This window comes from Achromobacter sp. EB05 (assembly GCF_044232075.1).
GTDB classification, from domain to species: Bacteria; Pseudomonadota; Gammaproteobacteria; order Burkholderiales; family Burkholderiaceae_B; genus Achromobacter; species Achromobacter dolens.
Window position 1 is genome coordinate 5,459,348 of the sequence record NZ_CP155917.1, and the last position, 19,122, is coordinate 5,478,469.

At 68.3% G+C, this 19,122-nt stretch carries 16 protein-coding genes; 9 read left to right on the plus strand and 7 right to left on the minus strand.

Annotation, left to right across the window (positions count from 1 at the left end):
* Positions 1-4: 4 nt before the first annotated feature.
* From AAID08_RS24950 to AAID08_RS24960, 3 genes are all read right to left on the minus strand, one after another.
* Positions 5-1,603 carry a methyl-accepting chemotaxis protein gene (locus tag AAID08_RS24950; RefSeq protein WP_395757039.1) on the minus strand — a complete coding sequence of 533 codons (1,599 nt, stop codon included), beginning with the start codon at positions 1,601-1,603 and terminating at the stop codon, positions 5-7.
* A gap of 236 nt (positions 1,604-1,839) precedes the next feature.
* Complete coding sequence (gene lolB / locus AAID08_RS24955) at positions 1,840-2,400, minus strand: lipoprotein insertase outer membrane protein LolB (RefSeq protein WP_395757842.1); 561 nt, start codon at positions 2,398-2,400, stop codon at positions 1,840-1,842.
* Between the two features lie 29 nt (positions 2,401-2,429).
* Complete coding sequence (locus AAID08_RS24960; protein ID WP_054500689.1) at positions 2,430-4,316, minus strand: tetratricopeptide repeat protein; 1,887 nt, start codon at positions 4,314-4,316, stop codon at positions 2,430-2,432.
* Between AAID08_RS24960 and mutM the strand changes: the two genes are divergently transcribed.
* From mutM to AAID08_RS24980, 4 genes are all read left to right on the plus strand, one after another.
* Positions 4,315-5,142, plus strand: coding sequence for a bifunctional DNA-formamidopyrimidine glycosylase/DNA-(apurinic or apyrimidinic site) lyase (gene mutM, locus AAID08_RS24965; RefSeq protein WP_175189032.1), 828 nt, complete (start codon positions 4,315-4,317; stop codon positions 5,140-5,142). The two genes, AAID08_RS24960 and mutM, sit on opposite strands and share 2 nt — an antisense overlap.
* 225 nt (positions 5,143-5,367) lie before the next feature.
* Complete coding sequence (locus tag AAID08_RS24970; RefSeq protein WP_049076171.1) at positions 5,368-6,321, plus strand: MBL fold metallo-hydrolase; 954 nt, start codon at positions 5,368-5,370, stop codon at positions 6,319-6,321.
* Positions 6,322-6,450: 129 nt separating this feature from the next.
* On the plus strand, positions 6,451-8,130 hold the full coding sequence (locus tag AAID08_RS24975) for an FAD-dependent oxidoreductase (protein ID WP_395757040.1): 1,680 nt from the start codon (positions 6,451-6,453) through the stop codon (positions 8,128-8,130).
* 17 nt (positions 8,131-8,147) lie between these two features.
* A complete protein-coding gene (locus tag AAID08_RS24980; RefSeq protein ID WP_395757041.1) occupies positions 8,148-8,366 on the plus strand; it encodes a DUF2783 domain-containing protein in 219 nt (72 codons plus the stop codon).
* Here AAID08_RS24980 and AAID08_RS24985 read toward each other — a convergent pair.
* Positions 8,332-9,249 carry a LysR family transcriptional regulator gene (locus AAID08_RS24985; protein WP_175189030.1) on the minus strand — a complete coding sequence of 306 codons (918 nt, stop codon included), beginning with the start codon at positions 9,247-9,249 and terminating at the stop codon, positions 8,332-8,334. The genes AAID08_RS24980 and AAID08_RS24985 overlap by 35 nt on opposite strands.
* A 165-nt stretch (positions 9,250-9,414) precedes the next feature.
* On the opposite strand from AAID08_RS24985, the gene hmgA reads away from it, so the two are divergent.
* A complete protein-coding gene (gene hmgA / locus AAID08_RS24990; protein ID WP_049076179.1) occupies positions 9,415-10,713 on the plus strand; it encodes a homogentisate 1,2-dioxygenase in 1,299 nt (432 codons plus the stop codon).
* Positions 10,714-10,831: 118 nt separating this feature from the next.
* Complete coding sequence (fahA, locus tag AAID08_RS24995; protein ID WP_175189029.1) at positions 10,832-12,151, plus strand: fumarylacetoacetase; 1,320 nt, start codon at positions 10,832-10,834, stop codon at positions 12,149-12,151.
* Positions 12,152-12,161: 10 nt separating this feature from the next.
* Here fahA and AAID08_RS25000 read toward each other — a convergent pair whose 3' ends face one another.
* From AAID08_RS25000 to AAID08_RS25010, 3 genes are all read right to left on the minus strand, one after another.
* Complete coding sequence (locus tag AAID08_RS25000) at positions 12,162-13,076, minus strand: acyltransferase (RefSeq protein ID WP_336234792.1); 915 nt, start codon at positions 13,074-13,076, stop codon at positions 12,162-12,164.
* Between the two features lie 179 nt (positions 13,077-13,255).
* Positions 13,256-15,151 carry an LTA synthase family protein gene (locus tag AAID08_RS25005; RefSeq protein ID WP_064528565.1) on the minus strand — a complete coding sequence of 632 codons (1,896 nt, stop codon included), beginning with the start codon at positions 15,149-15,151 and terminating at the stop codon, positions 13,256-13,258.
* 280 nt (positions 15,152-15,431) lie between these two features.
* Positions 15,432-16,160, minus strand: a complete 729-nt coding sequence (locus AAID08_RS25010; protein WP_343719589.1) for a FadR/GntR family transcriptional regulator — start codon at positions 16,158-16,160, stop codon at positions 15,432-15,434.
* Between the two features lie 138 nt (positions 16,161-16,298).
* Between AAID08_RS25010 and AAID08_RS25015 the strand changes: the two genes are divergently transcribed.
* The 3 genes from AAID08_RS25015 (at position 16,299) to AAID08_RS25025 (ending at position 19,115) form a co-directional block, all read left to right on the plus strand.
* Positions 16,299-17,117 carry an NAD(P)-dependent oxidoreductase gene (locus AAID08_RS25015; protein ID WP_064528566.1) on the plus strand — a complete coding sequence of 273 codons (819 nt, stop codon included), beginning with the start codon at positions 16,299-16,301 and terminating at the stop codon, positions 17,115-17,117.
* A gap of 18 nt (positions 17,118-17,135) precedes the next feature.
* Positions 17,136-18,017: an SMP-30/gluconolactonase/LRE family protein gene (locus tag AAID08_RS25020; RefSeq protein ID WP_144655545.1), complete on the plus strand. Its 882-nt coding sequence runs from the start codon at positions 17,136-17,138 to the stop codon at positions 18,015-18,017.
* A 120-nt stretch (positions 18,018-18,137) separates the two neighbouring features.
* Positions 18,138-19,115 carry a TRAP transporter substrate-binding protein gene (locus tag AAID08_RS25025; RefSeq protein WP_343719586.1) on the plus strand — a complete coding sequence of 326 codons (978 nt, stop codon included), beginning with the start codon at positions 18,138-18,140 and terminating at the stop codon, positions 19,113-19,115.
* The last annotated feature ends 7 nt before the right edge of the window (positions 19,116-19,122 follow it).

Consider the following 19,122-nt stretch of genomic DNA (forward strand, 5'->3'; position numbering starts at 1 on the left):
CGGATCAGGCGATCTGCGGCGCGACGCGGCCGGCCAGGCGTTCGGCCGGGGCCTCGATCACCTGCCCTTCCGGCAGCTTGAACACTGCCACCGCGCCCGCCAGCTGGCGCGCCTGCTCTTCGAGCGCGCCGGCCGCGGCCGCGGCCTGCTCCACCAGCGCGGCGTTCTGCTGGGTCACGCCGTCCATTTGCGTCACGGCGCGGTTGACCTGGTCGATGCCGGTGGCCTGCTCTTCCGACGCGGCGGAAATTTCGCCCATCAGGCTGGTCACGCGCTGCACCGAATCGACGATCTCGCGCATGGTGGCGCCGGCGGTTTCGACCTGCTCGGAACCGACGCCGACCTTCTGCGCCGAGTCCTCGATGAGCTGCTTGATTTCCTTGGCGGCGGCGGCGCTGCGCTGGGCCAGCGTGCGCACCTCGCTGGCGACCACGGCAAAGCCCTTGCCCTGCTCGCCGGCGCGCGCGGCTTCCACCGCGGCATTGAGCGCCAGGATGTTGGTCTGGAAAGCGATGCCGTCGATCACGCCGACGATGTCGGAAATGCGCGACGAGCTGCCCGAGATGGCGCGCATGGTCTCGACCACGCTGGAGACGGCCTCGCCGCCGCGCTGCGCCACGGCGGCCGAGGCGGCGACCATGCCGTTGGCTTCGCGCGCGGTGTCGGCGTTCTGCTTCACGGTGGTGGCCAGCTCTTCCATGCTGGCGGCGGTTTCCTCCAGCGAGGCGGCCTGCTCTTCGGTGCGGCTGGACAGATCGGCATTGCCGGACGAGATTTCGCGCGCGCCGACGTTGATCTCATCGACGCCGCGGCGCACCGTGGACACCGTGCGCACCAGGCTGTCCTGCATCGCGCGCAGGGCGTTGAGCAACGCGCCGATCTCGTTGCGGCCGCGATCGGCCACGCGGCGCGTCAGGTCGCCCTCGGCGATGCGGCGGAAGATGTCGCCGGCTTCCAGCAGCGGCCGCACGATCATGCGGCGGATTAGCACATGCGCGCCCACCGCCATCAACAGGCCCAGCACCAGGATGCCGGCCAGCAGGTACGAGAAGATCATGTGGAACAGCGAAATCTCGTCCATCACCTCCTGGCCGGTGGCCTCGGCGCGCTTCATGAAGGCGTCACGCTCGGACACCAGCAGTTCCTGCACCTGCTGCGTGCCCTGCTTGAAGTAGGCGTCCATGTCACCAGCCTCCAGCACCTTGCCGACGTTCTGCAGGTTGTTGCTGAGGTTGGTGTAGGCCTCGATCAGGTCCTTGGACACGACCTTCTCGTCGGCCGACAGGCCGCCGGCGAAGCCCTGGAAGGCGCGGTCGCCCGCGGCGATGCGCTGGCGCGCCAGGCGCAGCGCGGTGGTGTCGCTGGCATTGCCCTGCGCCACCCGGGTGGCGTAGCGGCTCAGGTCGGTGCGCGCCGCGACCAGCGACAACGCCGCCGTGTTGACGGCATTGACCTGTTGCGAGGAAAGGCGATAGAGCTGGCCGACGTCCTGGTTGGTCTGCCGCAGGGCGACGAAACCCATGCCGCCCACCAGCAACTGGAAAGTGAAAAACAGCGCGATGATCCCCAAGAGCATCGTCGCGATTCGCGTATTCCTGAACATTGGCATTCTCCGTAAAAAAGCGGCGGCGCGATCCGCGACCGCCGGCCTTGCATGCCGCGCGCAGGGGTCGTGCGCGCGGGGATCGGAGGATTATTCAGGCTAAACAGAATCTATCAATCAGTAACAGAGTCGGTTTTGCAACGCTTATTTGCCAAATTGAAGCCGGAGGGACGTGCTACCGACGGACGAGACAACGGCCCCGAAGGGCCGTCGCGCGGGTCATGAAGCGGCGGGAATCAGGGCTTGTCGACGACCAGCCGCACCATGATGCGGCGGCCAGGCTCCTGGCGCTCGAGCACCAGCATCTGGGGGCCGAGCGTGTCGTAGCGCGACAACCGCGCGCGCCAGCCCCCCTGTTCGAACGCCACGGGGCGGCCTAGCTCGTCGTTGGAGACATCGCTGGCCTCGGGCTGGCCCGGCAGCCTGCCGCGCAGCCAATCGCGCAGGCCGGACACCGGCATGCTGCTGCCCAAGGCGTCTTCGGCCAGGGCGTCGGGGTTATCGGCCACCAGGCGGGTGCCGTCGGCCTTGGTCAGGCTGGCCGCGCCGGGTTGGCCCTCGACGCGCGCCTCGGTCGATCCAAGCGGGTTGGTCAGGTCGAGCACGTAGCGACGGCCGTCGTCAGACCAGGAAAAACCACCCTGCACGGCATTCTGCCTGCCGCTTTCCTCGTTGACCGTGATGGCGAAACGGCCGATGCGCGAAAACGCATCCGGCGACGTGCCTTCAATGGGCTTGGGCGTGGTGGTGCAGGCCGCCAGCACGAACGCCAGCATGGCCAGCAGCGCCCAGCGCATCCAGCCCAGACTGCCGCGCAACGCTGCCGTCACAGGCTGACCCCCAGGCGCTTGATGACGTCGAGCACTGTCTTGTTCTTGGGATCCTTCTGCACCGCGGCGCGCAGCAGCTCGACCGCCTGATCGCGTTTGCCCTGGGTCCAGAGCACCTCGGCGAGGTGGGCGGCGATGTCGGCCTCGGGCCGCACGCCATAGGCGCGGCGCAGGTAATCGACCGCGGCGACCTGGTCGCCCATGCGGAATTTGACCCAGCCCATGCTGTCCAGGATGAACGGGTCGTTGGGCGACAGTTCCAGCGCCTGGGTGATGAGATCCAGCGCCTCGGGCAGGCGCTGGTTGTGGTCGGCCAGCGTGTAGCCCAGCGCGTTGTAGGCGTGGGCGTGCTCGGGATCCAGCGCGATGACCTGGCGCAACATGCGTTCGAGGTCGGCCAGGCGGTCCTGGCGCTCGTACAGCATGGCCAACTCGTACTTGATTTCGACGGTGTCGGGGAGCGCCTGGTCGGCCGCTTCCAGCACCGACACGGCCTGGCCGACGCGGTCGGCGTCGCGCAGGATCTGCGCCTTGGTCAGCACGCCCAGGGTGCGTTCTTCCTCGTCCTGGGGCGCGGCGGCGTCGACCATCTTGATGGCGTCGTCGATGCGGCCGGACTTGGCGCGCAGGGCGGCCTGGCGCATGCGCGCCGAGAAACGCAGCGACGGATCGTCGATGCGGCCGAGTTCGGCGATGGCTTCGTCGTACTGGCCCTGGTCTTCGGCGATGCGCGACAGCAGCACGTGGGCGTCGGCCGCGGCGGCGCCGGCGTCGGTGGCGCCCGGCACGATGGCGCGCTGACGCTGGTTCTGCACGTCCAGGTACTGCTGCAGCAACGTCTTGGCCTGCGGCAGTTGGCCGGCCTTGTAGGCCAGTTGGGCCTGCATGAAGAGCAGGTCGAAGTCTTCCGGCGAGCGCCGCGACATGGCCTGCAGCTCGGCCAGCGCGCCGCTGTAGTCGCCGGCGTCGGCCATCTGGCCGGCCAGCATCAGGCGCACCTTGCGGGCGTTGGGATTGCGGTTGATATAGGCGCGGGCATCGGCCTGCGCGCGCTGCGGGTCGACCTTGGCGCCGTACTCCAAGACGCGCTGGGCGGCCGGTTCGGACTTGGGATCGGCGGCCAGGGCAGCGCGTGCCTCCTGGGAGGCGCGCGGGTAGTCGCCGGCGGCGGAGGCCACGTCGGCCAGCGCCAGATGGGCGGCCGGCAGCTTGCGCACGCTGTCGCTGAGGGCTTCGTCAAGGATGCGCAGCGCCAGGCGGCGATCGTTCAGGCGGCTCAGCACGGCCAGGGCCTGGCCGATGGCGGCGGGCTTGTCGCGCGAGGCTTCGATGCGGTTGCGCAGGGCCTGCGACAGGCCCTTCGTCTGGCCATTGGCGGCGGCCAGCGCCAGTTCGGTTGAGCTGGCTTCCAGATCGTTGGGAGACAGGCGGGCCCAGACCCGGGCGGCGTCCAGGGCGCCCGGCAGATTGCCGCCGGCAAGTTGGAATTCCAGGCCGCGGCGCGCCAGGCGGGGATCGCCGGTGTCGCGGGCCAGGCCGACCATGGTGTTGGCGGCGGTGCCGTACATGCCGCGCTGGGCGGCGATTTCCGACGCCAGGACGCGGTAGAAGATGTCGGCGGTCAGCGAGACGTAGGGCAGTTGGCCCGGACGCAGGCGGATCACCTCGGTTTCTGGCTGGCGGTTCTGGGGCGCCATGCGGGGGCCGGTCGCATCCCGCGTCCGGCTGTCGGCGGCCTGGGCCTGAGGGGCCAGGGCGGAGGCCAACGCAAGCGCCAGCGCGGCAATCCCGATATTCATTTGTTTGAAAGACGACTTCACGCGGCCCGTCCGGTTGGTGGCACAATCTTCGTACACGCAATTGATGATCTTACACTGGCTCATGCCGGAACTGCCTGAAGTTGAAACCACGCGTCGCGGAATCGACGCTGTCATCACCGGCCGCCCCCTCACGCGGCTGATCGTCCACGAGTCCCGGATGCGCTGGCCCATCCCGGCCGACCTGCCCGCCCTGGTGGGTGGGCGCACCGTGCAGGAATGCGGCCGGCGCGGCAAATACCTGCTGCTGCGCTTTGACCACGGCACCCAGATCGTGCACCTGGGCATGTCCGGGTCGCTGCGCAGCGTGGCCCCGGGCGAATTCCTGCGCAAGCACGACCACGTCGAATGGATCTTCGACCAGGCGGTGCTGCGCCTGCACGACCCGCGCCGCTTCGGCGCCGTGCTGTGGCATCCCGAAGCGGACGGACCGGTCGAAAACCACCCCCTGCTGGCCAAGCTCGGCATCGAGCCGTTCGACCCGCGCTTCGACGGCGCCTGGCTGCACCACCACTTCAAGAACCACGGCGCCGCGATCAAGCAGGTGCTGCTGGCCGGCATGGCGGTGGTCGGCGTGGGCAATATCTACGCCTCCGAAAGCCTGTTCCGCGCCCGCATCAATCCCAAGACCCCGGCCAACAAACTGTCGCGCGCCCGCTGCGACCGCCTGGCGGACATGGTGCGCGCCACCCTGGCCGACGCCCTGACCTCCGGCGGCAGCACCCTGCGCGACTATGTCGGCGCCACCGGCGAGCCGGGCGCGTATTTCGAGATCCACGCGGCGGTCTACGAGCGCGCCGGCCAGCCCTGCCGGGTGTGCGGCACGCCGATCAAGCGCATCGTCCAGGGTCAGCGGGCCACGTACTACTGCCCGAAGTGCCAGAAGACCTGAGCGCGCACGCCAGCACATCCAATTCCCTGGGGCCGCCCGCGGCCTGAAAGGTTCCCCTCCGGGCCGCCCAGCGCGGCCCGGCGGCATTTGGACACCCCCGGAAACCCAAGGGAAATCCCTGCCAAAAAGGGTCTATTCGTTTATAGCAAACGTATTGCACAACCACTAACGCCACGCTATAGTCCCTCCACACACCCTATTCCTATAAAAGTGGAAGGAGCCTCCATGAGCAAGCAATTCGCTTCGCACGCCGACCTGGCCGACAAGGTCGTGTCGTTCGAAAAGCTGTCCGACAACGCCTATGCCTACACCGCCGAGGGCGATCCCAACACCGGCGTGATCATCGGCGACGAGGCCGTCATGGTGGTCGACACCCAGGCCACGCCGGTGATGGCGCAGGACGTCATCCGCCGCATCCGCGAAGTCACCGACAAGCCGATCAAGTACATCCTGCTGTCGCACTACCACGCGGTGCGCGTATTCGGCGCCTCGGCCTACAACGCCCAGGAGATCCTGGCCAGCCGCGACACCTACGACCTGATCGCCGAGCGCGGCGAGCAGGACAAAGCCAGCGAGATCGGCCGCTTCCCGCGCCTGTTCCGCAACGCCGAATCGATTCCCCCCGGCCTGGTCTGGCCCACCATGACCTTCAAGGGCGAGATGACCGTCAATCTGGGCAACCTGGAAGTCAAGCTGCTGCAGGTCGGCCGCGGCCACACCAAGGGCGACACCATCGCCTGGCTGCCCGAGCAGAAGATCCTGTTCGCCGGCGACCTGGTCGAATACCAGTCCACCCCCTACTGCGGCGACGCCTACTTCCGCGACTGGCCCAGCACGCTGGATGCGCTGTCGGGCTTCGAGGCCGAAAAGATGGTGCCTGGCCGCGGCCCCGCGCTGAAGAACGCCACCGAAGTGCGCCAGGGCCTGGCCGGCACGCGCGCCTTCCTGACCGACCTGTACGGCGCGGTCAACCGCGGCGTGGCCGAGGGCAAGGACCTGAAGACGATCTACCGCGAGGTCTACGACTTCATGAAGCCGCGCTACAGCGACTGGGTCATCTTCGACCACTGCATGCCGTTCGACGTATCGCGCGCCTACGACGAGGCCACCGGCCACGTCCATCCGCGCATCTGGACCGACAAGCGCGACCTGGAAATGTGGGCCCAGCTGGAGGGCTGATCCCGCGCGGCCGGCTCGCCGGCCGCCGTTCCACCGATTGAAACGGCGCCGCACGGCCCGCCGGCCAGCGGCCGCGGGCAGCGCGCGGCGCCGCGCATAAAAACAAAATGACCCACACAGGAGACAACCGTGGGAGACATCGACTTTCAGGCGATGGAGTTCGCCTACGAAAAACACGCCGACCAGGCCGCCGCGACGCAGGCGCGCCATCCGGTGGTGGTGGTGGGCGCCGGCCCGGTCGGCCTGACCACGGCGCTGGACCTGGCGCGCCAGGGCGTGCGGGTGGTGGTGCTGGATGACGACTACCGCCTGTCCACCGGCTCGCGCGCCATCTGCTTTTCCAAGCGCACCCTGGAGATCTGGGACCGCCTCGGCGTCGGCCAGCGCATGGTCGACAAGGGCGTGTCGTGGAACGTGGGCAAGGTGTTCTTCCGCGACCAGGAAGTATGGCGCTTCGACCTGCTGCCCGAGCCCGGCCACCGCCGCCCCGCGTTCATCAACCTGCAGCAGTACTACGCCGAGGGCTATCTGTACGAGCAGGCGCGCCAGGAACCGAACATCGACCTGCGCTGGAAGAACAAGGTGGTGGGCCTGGAACAGGCCGGCGACGGCGTGGTGCTGTCGATCGACACGCCCGAAGGCGGCTACGCGCTGCGCGCCGACTGGCTGGTGGCCTGTGACGGCGCCCGTTCGCCGGTGCGCAAGCTGATCGGCCAGGAAAGCCATGGCCGCATCTTCCGCGACCGTTTCCTCATCGCCGACGTCAAGATGAAGGCCGACTTCCCGGCCGAGCGCTGGTTCTGGTTCGACCCGCCCTTCCACCCGAACCAATCGGTGCTGCTGCACATGCAGCCCGACAACGTCTGGCGCATCGACTTCCAACTGGGCTGGAACGCCGACCCGGTCGAGGCCGTCAAGCCCGAGAACGTGCTGCCGCGCATCCGCGCCCTGCTCGGTCCGGACGCGCAGTTCGACCTGGAATGGGTCAGCGTCTACACCTTCGCCTGCGAGCGCATGGACAAGTTCCGCCACGGCCGCGTGGTGTTCGCCGGCGACTCGGCGCACCGCGTCTCGCCGTTCGGCGCGCGCGGCGCCAACAGCGGCGTGCAGGACGCCGAGAACCTGGCCTGGAAACTGCGCCTGGTGCTGGCCGGCCACGCGCCCGAATCGCTGATCGACAGCTACGCCGCCGAGCGCGAGCATGCCGCCGACGAGAACATCCTGAATTCGTCGCGCGCCACCGATTTCATCACGCCCAAGAGCGACATCAGCCGCAGCTTCCGCAACGCGGTGCTGAACCTGGCCCGCACCCATGCGTTCGCGCGCTCGCTGGTCAACAGCGGCCGGCTGTCGCTGCCCGCCACCTACGTCGATTCGCCGCTGAACAGCCCCGACAGCGACACCTTCGCCGGCCGCATGCGGCCCGGCGCGGTGGCGCTGGACGCGCCGGTGCGCGGGTCCGGCGACTCGCCCTGGTGGCTGTCGCAACTGGGCGCGGGCTTCACGCTGGCGCTGTTCTGCGGCGACGCTCCGCCCGAGGCGCAGACGCTGCAGGCCCTGCGCGCGCTGCGCCTGGCGGCCGTGCCGGTCTCACCCGTGCTGGTGGCCAGCCCGGGTTGCGAGGCCGCCGGCTGGCCGGATGACCTGGCGCGGGTCATCGATGTCGAAGGGCTGCTGGCCCAGCGCTATGACGCACTGTCGGGCACCGCCTACCTGATCCGCCCCGACCAGCACATCGCCGCGCGCTGGCGCGCCTTCCAGCCCGACGCGGTGGCGTCGGCCGTCAACCGCGCCATCGGCCGCGCCTGAATACGGAGGCCCTTTCCATGCTGATTACCGAAACCAACCTGGCCGCGCCGGACGACTTCTACGAAGCGCTGATCGACGCCCATCGCGACCTGAGCAACGAGCAGAGCCACGAAATGAACGCGGCGCTGATCCTGCTGCTGGCCAACCACCTGGGCGACATGGCGGTGCTGCGCGAGGCGCTGGCGCAGGCCCGCGCGTCGGTCACGCCGGCGGCGAACCCACCGCAAACGCATTGACGATCAGGGCGCGCAACCACTGGTTGCCGCCATCGCGATCGTAGCGGCGCTGCCAGTACATATTGGTCTGCAGCGCCGGCACCCTCACCGGCGGCGTCATGTAGCGCAGGCCGAATGGCTGCGCGGCGCTGGCCGCCAGTTTTTCGGGCACGGTCGCCAGCAGGTCGGTGGCGCTGACGATGTACGGCACGGCCGAGAAATGCGGCACGCTGAAGTGCTCGGCCAGCGCGACGCCGGCCCGCTCCATCGACTGGTTGACCTGCCCATAGGGCGCGGCCCGCGACACGATGAGATGACGCTCGGCGCGAAACGCCTTCAACCCCATGCCGGGGTGGGCCGTGGGATGCGCCTGGCGAAAGAGCGTGGCGTACCCCTGCCGGAACAACATGCGCTGCAAGGTGCCCGCCCCCATCTCGTCGAAGGCGCCGATGGCCAGGTCGACCCGGCCAGCCTCCATCTCGCGCGGCAGGTCCGGCCCCTGCACCCGCACCGAATCGATGCGCACCTGCGGCGCGACCTGTACGCAGACTTCCATCAGGCGCGGCATGAAATGGATCTCGCCGACATCGGTCATGGCCACGCGGAAACGCCGCGTGCTGGTGGCGGCATCGAACGCCTCCTGGTCCTGCAAGGCCTGCGACAGCAGGGCCAACGCCTCGCTGACCGGGCCGGCCAGCCGCTGCGCGCGCGGCGTCGGCAGCATGCCCTGGGCGGTGCGCACGAACAGCTCGTCGCCGAACGCCAGCCGCAGCCGGCGCAGGGCGTTGCTGACCGCCGGCTGCGACAGGTCCAGCCGCCGCGCCACGGCGGACAGGTTGCGGTCCTCCAGCAAGTGCTGGAACAGGATCAACAGGTTCAGGTCGACGTCGCGCAAGTCCGCCATCAGGTACCCCTACTATTCACAAAATTTATAGTTGCTATTTTTGCATTCCCGTAGCCATAGTGGGGGAATTTTCCGACAATGGCGTATCGACGTCGGAGCATTTCATCCGGCGCGCCACGACCAAGACCGCGCGGCCACGCATCGCGCGCCACCCAGGAGGATTCCATGGAACTGCACTACCAGACCGGTTTCGGCAACGACTGTGCCACCGAAGCCCTGCCCGGCGCGCTGCCGCTGGGCCGCAATTCGCCCCAGCAATGTCCCTATGGCCTGTACGCCGAGCAGTTGTCCGGCACCGCCTTCACCGCGCCGCGCAGCGAGAACCGCCGCTCCTGGCTCTACCGCATCCGCCCGGGCGCGCAGCACAAGCCGTTCGAGCCGTTTGGCGGCGTCAAGGGCTGGGAAAGCGCCTTCGGTCACGGCCCGGTCACGCCCAACCAACTGCGCTGGAGCCCCTTGCCCATTCCCACCGCGCCCACCGATTTCATCGAAGGCGTGAAGACCTGGGGCGGCAACGGCGGCCCCGATGAGCAAAGCGGCGTCGGCATCCACTTGTATGCCGCCAACCGCTCGATGCAGGGCCGCTATTTCTATAACGCCGACGGCGAGCTGCTGCTGGTGCCGCAGCAGGGCCGCCTGCGCCTGGCCACCGAACTGGGCCTGATCGACCTGGAGCCGCTGGAGATCGCCGTGATCCCGCGCGGCGTGCGCTTCAGCGTGCAACTGCTGGACGACAGCGCGCGCGGCTACATGCTGGAGAACTTCGGCGCCGCGCTGCGCCTGCCGGAACTGGGCCCGATCGGCTCGAACTGCCTGGCCAACGCCCGCGACTTCAAGACGCCGGTGGCCTGGTACGAAGACCTGGAAGGCGACTTCGAACTGATCGCCAAGTTCACCGGCGGCTTCTGGCGCGCCGCGATCGGCCATTCGCCGCTGGACGTGGTGGCCTGGCACGGCACGCACGCGCCGTACAAGTACGACCTGCGCCACTTCAACACCATCGGCTCGATCAGCTACGACCATCCGGACCCGTCGATCTTCACGGTGCTGACCGCGCCGTCCGACACCCCGGGCACGGCCAACATGGACTTCGCCATCTTCCCGCCGCGCATCCTGGCGATGGAGAACACCTTCCGTCCGCCCTGGTTCCACCGCAACGTCGCCAGCGAATTCATGGGCCTGATCCAGGGCGTGTACGACGCCAAGGCCGATGGCTTCGCCCCGGGCGGCGCGAGCCTGCACAACTGCATGAGCGGCCACGGCCCCGACGCCGAGACCTTCGAGAAGGCCTCGCGCGCCGACACCAGCACCGCGCACTACATCCGCGACACCATGGCTTTCATGTTCGAGACGCGGCGCGTAATCCGCCCGACGGCGCAGGCCTTGGCCTCGGTAGAATTGCAGGGCGACTATTACCGGTGCTGGCAGGGCCTGCAGAAGCATTTCGATCCCGCCAAGGCGTGACCGTTTTCTCTCCCGTCACGCCCGCCCACGGCGATGCGCGCAAGCGCATCGCCGTTTGGCTTTGGATTTTTCCGGCGCCCGCCGCGCCCTTATAAACACATTGAACGAGACATTCCTCATGACCACCGCCATCAACGAAACCCACGACCCGTCGCTCAAGAGCTGGGTCGCCAGCGCCAACACCGGCGCGTCGGACTTCCCGGTGCAGAACCTGCCCTACGCCGCGTTCCGCCGCAAGGGCTCGCAGGAGTCGTTCCGCCCCGGCGTGGCCATCGGCGACCAGATCGTCGACCTGGCGGCGCTGGCCGCCGCCAAGCCGTTCGAGGGCGCCGCCGCCGAGGCGCTGGCCGCCTGCCAGGGCGACAGCCTGAACGCGCTGATGGCCCTGGGCCAGGCCCACTGGAGCGCGCTGCGCCTGGCGCTGTCGCGCGCGCTGCGCGAAGGCGCCGCGCTGCGCGCCACGGTCGACCCGCTGCTGGTGGCCCAGGCCGACGCCGAATACACCACGCCCGCCCGCATCGGCGACTACACCGACTTCTACATCTCGGTGCACCACGCCACCGCCATCGGCAAGCAGTTCCGGCCCGACAATCCCCTGCTGCCGAACTACAAGTGGGTGCCGATCGGCTACCACGGCCGCGCCTCCAGCATCGGCGTGGACCAGAAGTTCCCCCGCCCGGTCGGCCAGACCCGCCCCGCCAACGAAGGCGAGGCGCCGCAATTCGGCCCGTGCGCGCGGCTGGACTACGAACTGGAACTGGGCATCTTCGTCGGCACCGGCAACGCCCAGGGCGACCGCATCAAGCTGGCGGACGCCGATGCGCACGTCTTCGGCCTGTGCATCCTGAACGACTGGTCGGCGCGCGACATCCAGGGCTGGGAATACCAGCCGCTGGGCCCGTTCCTGTCGAAGAACTTCGCCTCGACCATCTCGCCGTGGATTGTCACCATGGAAGCGCTGGAACCGTTCCGCACGCAATGGAACCGCGGCCCGTCCGAGCCGCAGCCGCTGCCCTACCTGGCCTCCGACGCCAACCGCGCCAAGGGCGCCTACGACGTGCAGATGGAAGTGCTGCTCACGACCGAACAGTCGCGCGCCGGCAAGCAGGCGCCGGCGCGGCTGTCGCGCAGCAACTTCCGCGATGCGTACTGGAATGTGGCGCAGTTGATCACGCACCACACGGTGAACGGCTGCAACCTGCAGCCGGGCGACATGCTCGGCACCGGCACGCTGTCCGGCCCGCAGCCCTCGGAAGCCGGTTCGATGCTGGAACTGAACCACGGCGGCAAGCAGCCGATCGAGCTGCCCTGGGGCGAGAAGCGCACCTTCCTGCAGGATGGCGACCAGGTCATCATGCGCGCCGAGTGCGTCAAGGCCGGCTATCCGCGCATCGGCTTCGGCGAATGCTCGGGCACCGTGCTGCCGGCGCGGGTGTAAGGGCAGTCCGTCAGGATCGGGGCGTGGCGGCCGCATCGGCCATCAACGCCTCGATCTCGTCGTCCTTGGCCTGCCACTGCCGGCCCAGCCAGTGGTGGAATTCGGTGCGGAAGGCCTTGTCGCGGCTGTAGTCGCCGTCGCAGAAGGCCGGCGGCACCGGCACCTGGTGCATGCGCACCCGCACCGTGCCCATGCGGCCGCAGGCCATGTCCCAGAAGCTGGGCACGGCCGCCGGATAGGCGATGGTGACATCGATCATCGAGCGAAAGCGCGTGCCCATCGCGTTCAACGACACCGCCAGCCCGCCCGCCTTGGGCTTGAGCAAGTGGCGGTACGGCGAGCCCTGAGCATCGCGCTTGGCCGGGGTGAAGCGCGTGCCCTCGGCGAACACCATCACGCTGGTCGGCACCAGCGAGAACTTCTGGCAGGCGCGGCGCGCGGTTTCCTGGTCCTGGCGCCCCAGGGCCGGATTGCGGCGCAGGTCGGCCTTGCCGTGGCGCTTCATGAACGGAAAGTCCAGCGCCCACCAGGCCAGCCCGATCACCGGCACGTAGATGAGCTGCTGCTTGAGGAAGAACTTCAGCAACGGAATGCGGCGGTTCAGCGCGCCTTGCAGCACGAAGATATCGACCCAGGACTGGTGATTGCAGTTGACCAGGTACCAATCGGCGTAGCGCAGGCCGGCATGGCCGCGCACGTCCCAGGGCGCGCGCTGGATGCGCGAGAACCAGGCGGTGTTGACGCTGATCCAGGCCGTGGCGATGCCATTGAGGACGGGATCGATGCGGCGCCGCGCCGCGGCAAACGGCAGCGCCAGTTTCAGCAGCGCCAGGGGGAACAGCAGCAGGCACCAGAACAGCGTGCTGACGCCGATCATCATCACGCTGAAGACGCCAGTCAGCCAGGCCAGACGGCCGCGTGGCACGGGCCAACCGCGCCAACGCGCGGCCGGAGCGGACGCGGGCGCGTCGCTTGCGTCAGCGACAGGGGGCCGGCTCGGGCCGGCGAGCGGATCGGGAAAAGTCATGAGCGCGAGTGTGCGAGGACTGGCCGCGAGCCGGTTTGAGCGGGATCAAACCGGCCCCCGGGCCAGACGGGGCGAAGTCAAGGCAGGCGGTATTTTTCTTCGCGGTAGACCCAACTGGCCCACAAGGCATGCGCCAGCGCTTCCTTGCTCAAGGCCTCGTCCGCCGGTTCGACCGGCTCATAAGTCTCGTCCTGCCCGACCGGCGCGGCGCGATAACGGAATTCGCGCGGAGCCTTGGACGGCTCCAGCACCAGCAGCTTGTCGCCCTGCAGGTAGCCGAAGTTGTCGGCGTACTGCATCAGCGCGCGATTGGGATCGCGCTGCGTCAGGTCCGCGCCCAGCATCGGGTTGACGTTATCCAGCCCGATCAGCGACAGCAGCGTGGGCGCCATGTCGATCTGGCTGACGATGCGCTCGTCCTGGCGCGGCGCGATGCCCGCGCCCAGGATCAGGGCCGGGATCTGGAAGTGCCGCACCGGCACCGGGATCGAACCGTAGACGCGGGAATCATGATCGGCGATCACCAGGAACACGGTGTTGTCCCAGTACGGCGCCTTGCGCGCCTTGTCGAAGAACTGGCCCAGCGCCCAGTCGGCGTAGCGCACGGTGTTGTCGACGCTGGCCGGATCGCCCACCGGCTGGATGCGGCCCGCCGGATACTCCCACGGCGAATGATTGCTGACCGAAAACGCCAGCGTGAACACCGGCTTGTCGCCGTCGGCGCGCAGCAGGCGGTCGACCTGGGTGAACATGTCTTCGTCGGACGCACCCCACGAGCCTTCGAACACCGGGTTCTCGAACTTCGGGCGATCGACGATCTCGTCAAAGCCATTGCCCAGGAAGAAGGCGCGCATGTTGTCGAAGTGCGACTCGCCGCCATAGACGAAGCGCGAATGGTAGCCATGCTTGCCCAGCACCTGCGCCAGCGTGAAGAAGCCGGTCTGCGAGCGCGGCAGCTTCACCACCGCATCGGCCACGCTGGGCAGGAAGCCCGCGGTGACCGCCTCGATGCCGCGCACCGAGCGCGTGCCGGTGGCGTAGGCGCGATGGAACATCCAGCCTTCCTTGCCGAGGCGGTCGATGTTGGGCGTCAAGTCCTTGCCGCCCAGGCTGCCGACATACTGCGCGCCCAGGCTTTCCTGCAGGATGATCACCAGGTTGAGCGGCTTGTCGCGCCGCACCGTGGCCTTCTGCTCGTGCAGGCTGGGATAGCGCGGATCCAGCGGCGCGCCCGTCAGGCCAGCCTTGTCGCGCACGATGGCGTTCATTTCGTCCACCGGCATCTTCGGATACATCGCGGCGGACGAGCGCTCGTCGCGCATGCGGTAGGCGGCATCGAACACACTGTAGAGCGAATTGAGCGCCAGCGAATTGACCATGGCATCCGAGCTGAACGCGACCTTGGCCGGGTTGATGGGTCGATGCTCCAGCGTGCCGCGCGCGCCCAGCACCACCAGCGCCAAAATCGCCAGCGATGCCAGCGGCCGCTTCCACCACGCCAGGAACGGATCGCGCACCCGCGTCGGGAACAACTTGACCGCCAGCCACGCGGCCACCAGCAGCACCACCAGGGCGGCCAGCAGCACGCCCTTGTAGCCCTGCCACAGCATCGAGCCGACTTCCTTCGGGTTGAGCAGGTAGATGAAATACAGGCGGTTCGGGCGCGTGTCGTATTCGGCGATGAACTGCGGCGTGGAGACTTCCAGCAGCACGTACAGCATCCACCAGACGCGGAACCACCAGGCGGCGACGCGCGCGGCCCACGGACGGTGCCCCAGCCAGGGCGAGAACACCGCCGGCAGCGCGATCACCATGGACAGCAGACAGACGTCGATGCGCAGGCCGCCGAACAGCACCGGCCACAGGCCGCCGGCCGCCTCGACCCGGTCCCACATCCACAACGACAGGCCCAGCCGGCTCAGCGTCAGCAGAACCAGCACGGACACGATGAAACGGAGCGTCAGGCGGCGCATGCGGCAGCCCTCCCCGGACGAATGAAATCCGTTGATGCGCCGCGCTTACCCTGCCCGCGATTACTCAGCCCGAGATTACCCAGCCAAACCATGCCTGCCGTCCGGTGATTGAAAACGGCCAAGGTTAACGCGGATTGACGCGCCGCCGCGCCGCCGGCGGCGCGGCGCGAGGCCCCTATCAGGCAGATGACAACCTTGTCATGTTGTATGACATCCGATTTCGACGCCAAAGCGCAACGCGAGGCGCCCGGCTACCGCCGCGCGCGCTCGCGAATCGGCGTCATTGCGCGCGGCGCAGGCGTTCGCGGCTGTTGCTCAGGTGAGTGCGCATCGCGGCGCGCGCGCCTTCGGCATCCTGGCGCAGGATCGCGCTGTAGATGTCCTCGTGCTCCAGGTTGACGCGGGCCAGGTAGGCGGCGCGGTCTTCGTGGGCGAACTTGGCGGAATTGATGCGGGTGCGGGGAATGATGGCCGACCCCAGGTGCGACATCAGGTCGGCGAAATACCGGTTGTCGGTGGACTGCGACACCAGCAGGTGAAACTGGAAATCGGGCGTGATGGTGTCGCCGCCGCTGTCCAGCGCGCTCTTGAAGGCATCCAGCGCCCGGCGCATCTCGGCCAATTGCGTCTCGCTGCGGCGCACGGCGGCCAGGCCGGCGGCCTCGCTTTCCAGGCAGATGCGCAGTTCCAGCAGCACCAGCACGTCGCGCACCGTGGCGATGTCGGCGGGGTCGACGCGGAAATCGCCGCCGCCGCTGGGTTCGAGCGCGTAGGTGCCGACGCCGTGATGGGTTTCGACCAGGCCCGAGGCCTGCAGCCGCGACAGCGCTTCGCGCACCACGGTGCGGCTGACGCCAAACTGCCGCATGATCTCGGATTCGGTGGGCAGCTTGTCGCCGGGGCGGATCTCGCCGCTACGGATGCGTTCGGAGATGTTCTCCACCAGGCCCTGGGCCAGGTTCCGTGGACGACGCTGCGGCAGGACGGGGGTATCGACAGGAGCGTTCATCAGGGATTGTCCCAAAGCGGTTGCGTGGCGCTTGACTGCAAAAATTCGTGCTTATTATACTTTGGACTAGTTGTACGATAACGTACCAGGCGAGTCCACCCCACCGAGCGTTGCGCCATGAGCCTAGCTGTCGACCGCATGCCTGTCTCCCCCCGCTGCCATCGTTTGTTATTGACCGGCGCCGCCGGCAACCTGGGCCAGGTACTGCGGCCGCGCCTGAAAGCCTTTGCCGACGTCCTGCGGGTGTCGGACGTCGCGGCCATGGCGCCCGCCGCCGACGGCGAGGAAGTCGTGCCCTGCAACCTGGCCGACCCCGCCGCCGTCTCCGAACTGGTGCGCGGCGTCGACGCCATTGTGCACCTGGGCGGCGTTTCCGTGGAACGTTCCTTCGAGGAAATCCTGCCGGCCAACATCCAGGGGGTCTACCACGTGTATGAAGCCGCGCGCATCCACGGCGTGCGGCGGGTGGTATTCGCCAGCTCCAACCACGTCATTGGCTTCTACGAGCAGGGCGCGCGCCTGGACGCCGACGTGCCGCTGCGGCCCGACGGTTACTACGGCCTGAGCAAGGCCTATGGCGAAAACCTGTCGCGCTTCTACTACGACCGCTACGGCATCGAGACGGTCTGCCTGCGCATCGGTTCGTCGTTCCCCGAGCCGAAGGACCGCCGCATGATGGTGACCTGGCTCAGCTACGACGACCTGACCGACCTGGTGGTGCGTTCGCTGTTCACGCCCAATGTCGGCCACCTGATCGCCTACGGCGCCTCGGCCAACCGCGACAGTTGGTGGGACAACCATGGCGCCGCCGCGCTCGGCTTCGCGCCCAAGGACTCTTCCGAGATATTCCGCGCGCAGGTCGAGGCGCTGCCGCCGCTGCCGGCCGACGATCCCGCCGCGCGCTACCAGGGCGGCGCCTTCGTCAAGGCCGGCCCGTTCCCTTTTCCGCCGCGCTGACACCGGCCCCTTCCCACCATGGCGACCTCTGCCGAACGCATCGGGACCGTGCTCTGCGGCGTGGGCGAAAGCCCCGTGTGGCGCAGCGCCGACCAGTCGTTCCACTGGACCGACATTCCCGGCCGCGCGCTGTGGCGCTGGACGCCGGCCAGCGACCGGCTGGATCATTGGGCGCTGCCGCAGATGGCCGGCTGCATCGCCCCGCGCGGCGACGGCTGGCTGCTGGCGATGGAGGACGGGCTGTACGCCTGCGGCCCGCTGCAAGCCGGCCAGCCCTGCCGGCCCGCGCCGCTGGCGCCGGTGCGCCACGGCGTGCCCGGCATGCGCTTCAATGACGGCCGCTGCGACCGCCAGGGCCGCTTCCTGGCTGGCACCATGGTCATGGACATGGGCCTGGCCCGCAACGCCGGCAAACTGTACCGCTACGCCCCCGGCCAACCGCTGGAAGCGATCGTCGATGACCTGATCGTGCCCAACGGCCTGGCCTTCAGCCCCGACGGCAGGACCATGTACCTGTCCGACTCGCACCCGTCGCGGCAGGTGGTCTGGGCCTTCGACTACGACATCGCCGACGGCCTGCCGCGCAACCGCCGCGTCTTCATCCCGAAACTGCCGGCCGGTCGTCCCGACGGCGCCGCGGTCGATGCCGATGGCGGCTACTGGATCTGCGGCAACGAGGCCGGCCGCGTCTACCGCTACACCCCGGACGGCCGCCTCGACCGCAGCCTGGAGGTGCCGGCCGCCCGTGTCGCCATGTGCGCGTTCGGCGGCCCCGGGCTGGACCAGTTGCTGGTCACGTCGATCCGCCCCGCCGATGCCGCGCCCGATTCCATCGCCGGCGCCGTCTTCATCCTGCGCCCCGGCGCGCGGGGCCTGGAGGAAACCGCAAGCGCCGGTTAGCACCCGACCGCGGCGCCCCAAGCGCCCACGCACAAGTAGTGAGCAGGTCCGTACACATCAAAGAGCTTCGGGGCCGCAATGGCCCTCAACGAAACGCCGTACTCCCGACCGGAGGTAGACATGTTGCGCCCGACCCTGACCCGCGCCATCCTGGCCGCGGCCGCTTTGCTAACGCTGATTCCCGCCACCCGTGCCGCCGAGCTGCGCTCCGCGGACATCCATCCCGACGATTACCCCACCGTGCAGGCCGTGCGCCAGTTCGGCGAACTGGTCAAGCAGCGCACCAACGGCCGCATCACCGTCAAGGTGTACGCCGGCGGCGCGCTCGGCAATGAAGACGACTCGATCGAGCAGGTGAAGATGGGCGCGCTGGCCATGGCGCGCGTGTCCAGCGCGGCCATGCACAACATCTGCCAGACCACCCGCGTGCCGTCGCTGCCGTTCCTGTTCCGTTCCAAGGAGCATCTGCACAAGGTGCTCGACAGCGAGATCGGCGAGCAGATCCTTAAGTCGTGCGAAGCGGCGGGCTTTGTCGGCCTGGCCTGGTACGACAGCGGCTCGCGCTCGATGTACACGCGCAACAAGCCGATCAAAACGCTAGCCGACGCCAAGGGCCTGAAAATCCGGGTGCAGCAGTCGGACCTGTCGGTGGCGATGGTGGAAGCCATGGGCGGCAACGCCACGCCGATGCCGATGGGCGAGGTCTACACCTCGCTCAAGACCGGGCTGGTGGACGCGGCCGAGAACAACTACCCGAGCTACGAAAGCGCGCATCACTACGAGGTCGCCAAATACTACGCGCTGACCGAGCACACCATGACGCCGGAAATGCTGATCTTCTCCAAGCGCCAGTGGGACAAGCTGTCGGCCGACGACCAGAAGATCCTGCGCGAAGCCGCGCGCGAGTCGGTGCCCTACATGCGCAAGCTGTGGGACGAGCGCGAGCAGAAGTCGCGCGCGGTGGTCGAGAAGGCCGGTTCGCAGATCGTCGACGTGGACAAGGCCTCGTTCCAGGCGGCGATGAAGCCGGTCTACGACCGCTTCGTCACCACGCCCGACATGAAAGACCTGGTCGCCAAGATCCAGGCCGTCCAATAAGGAATAC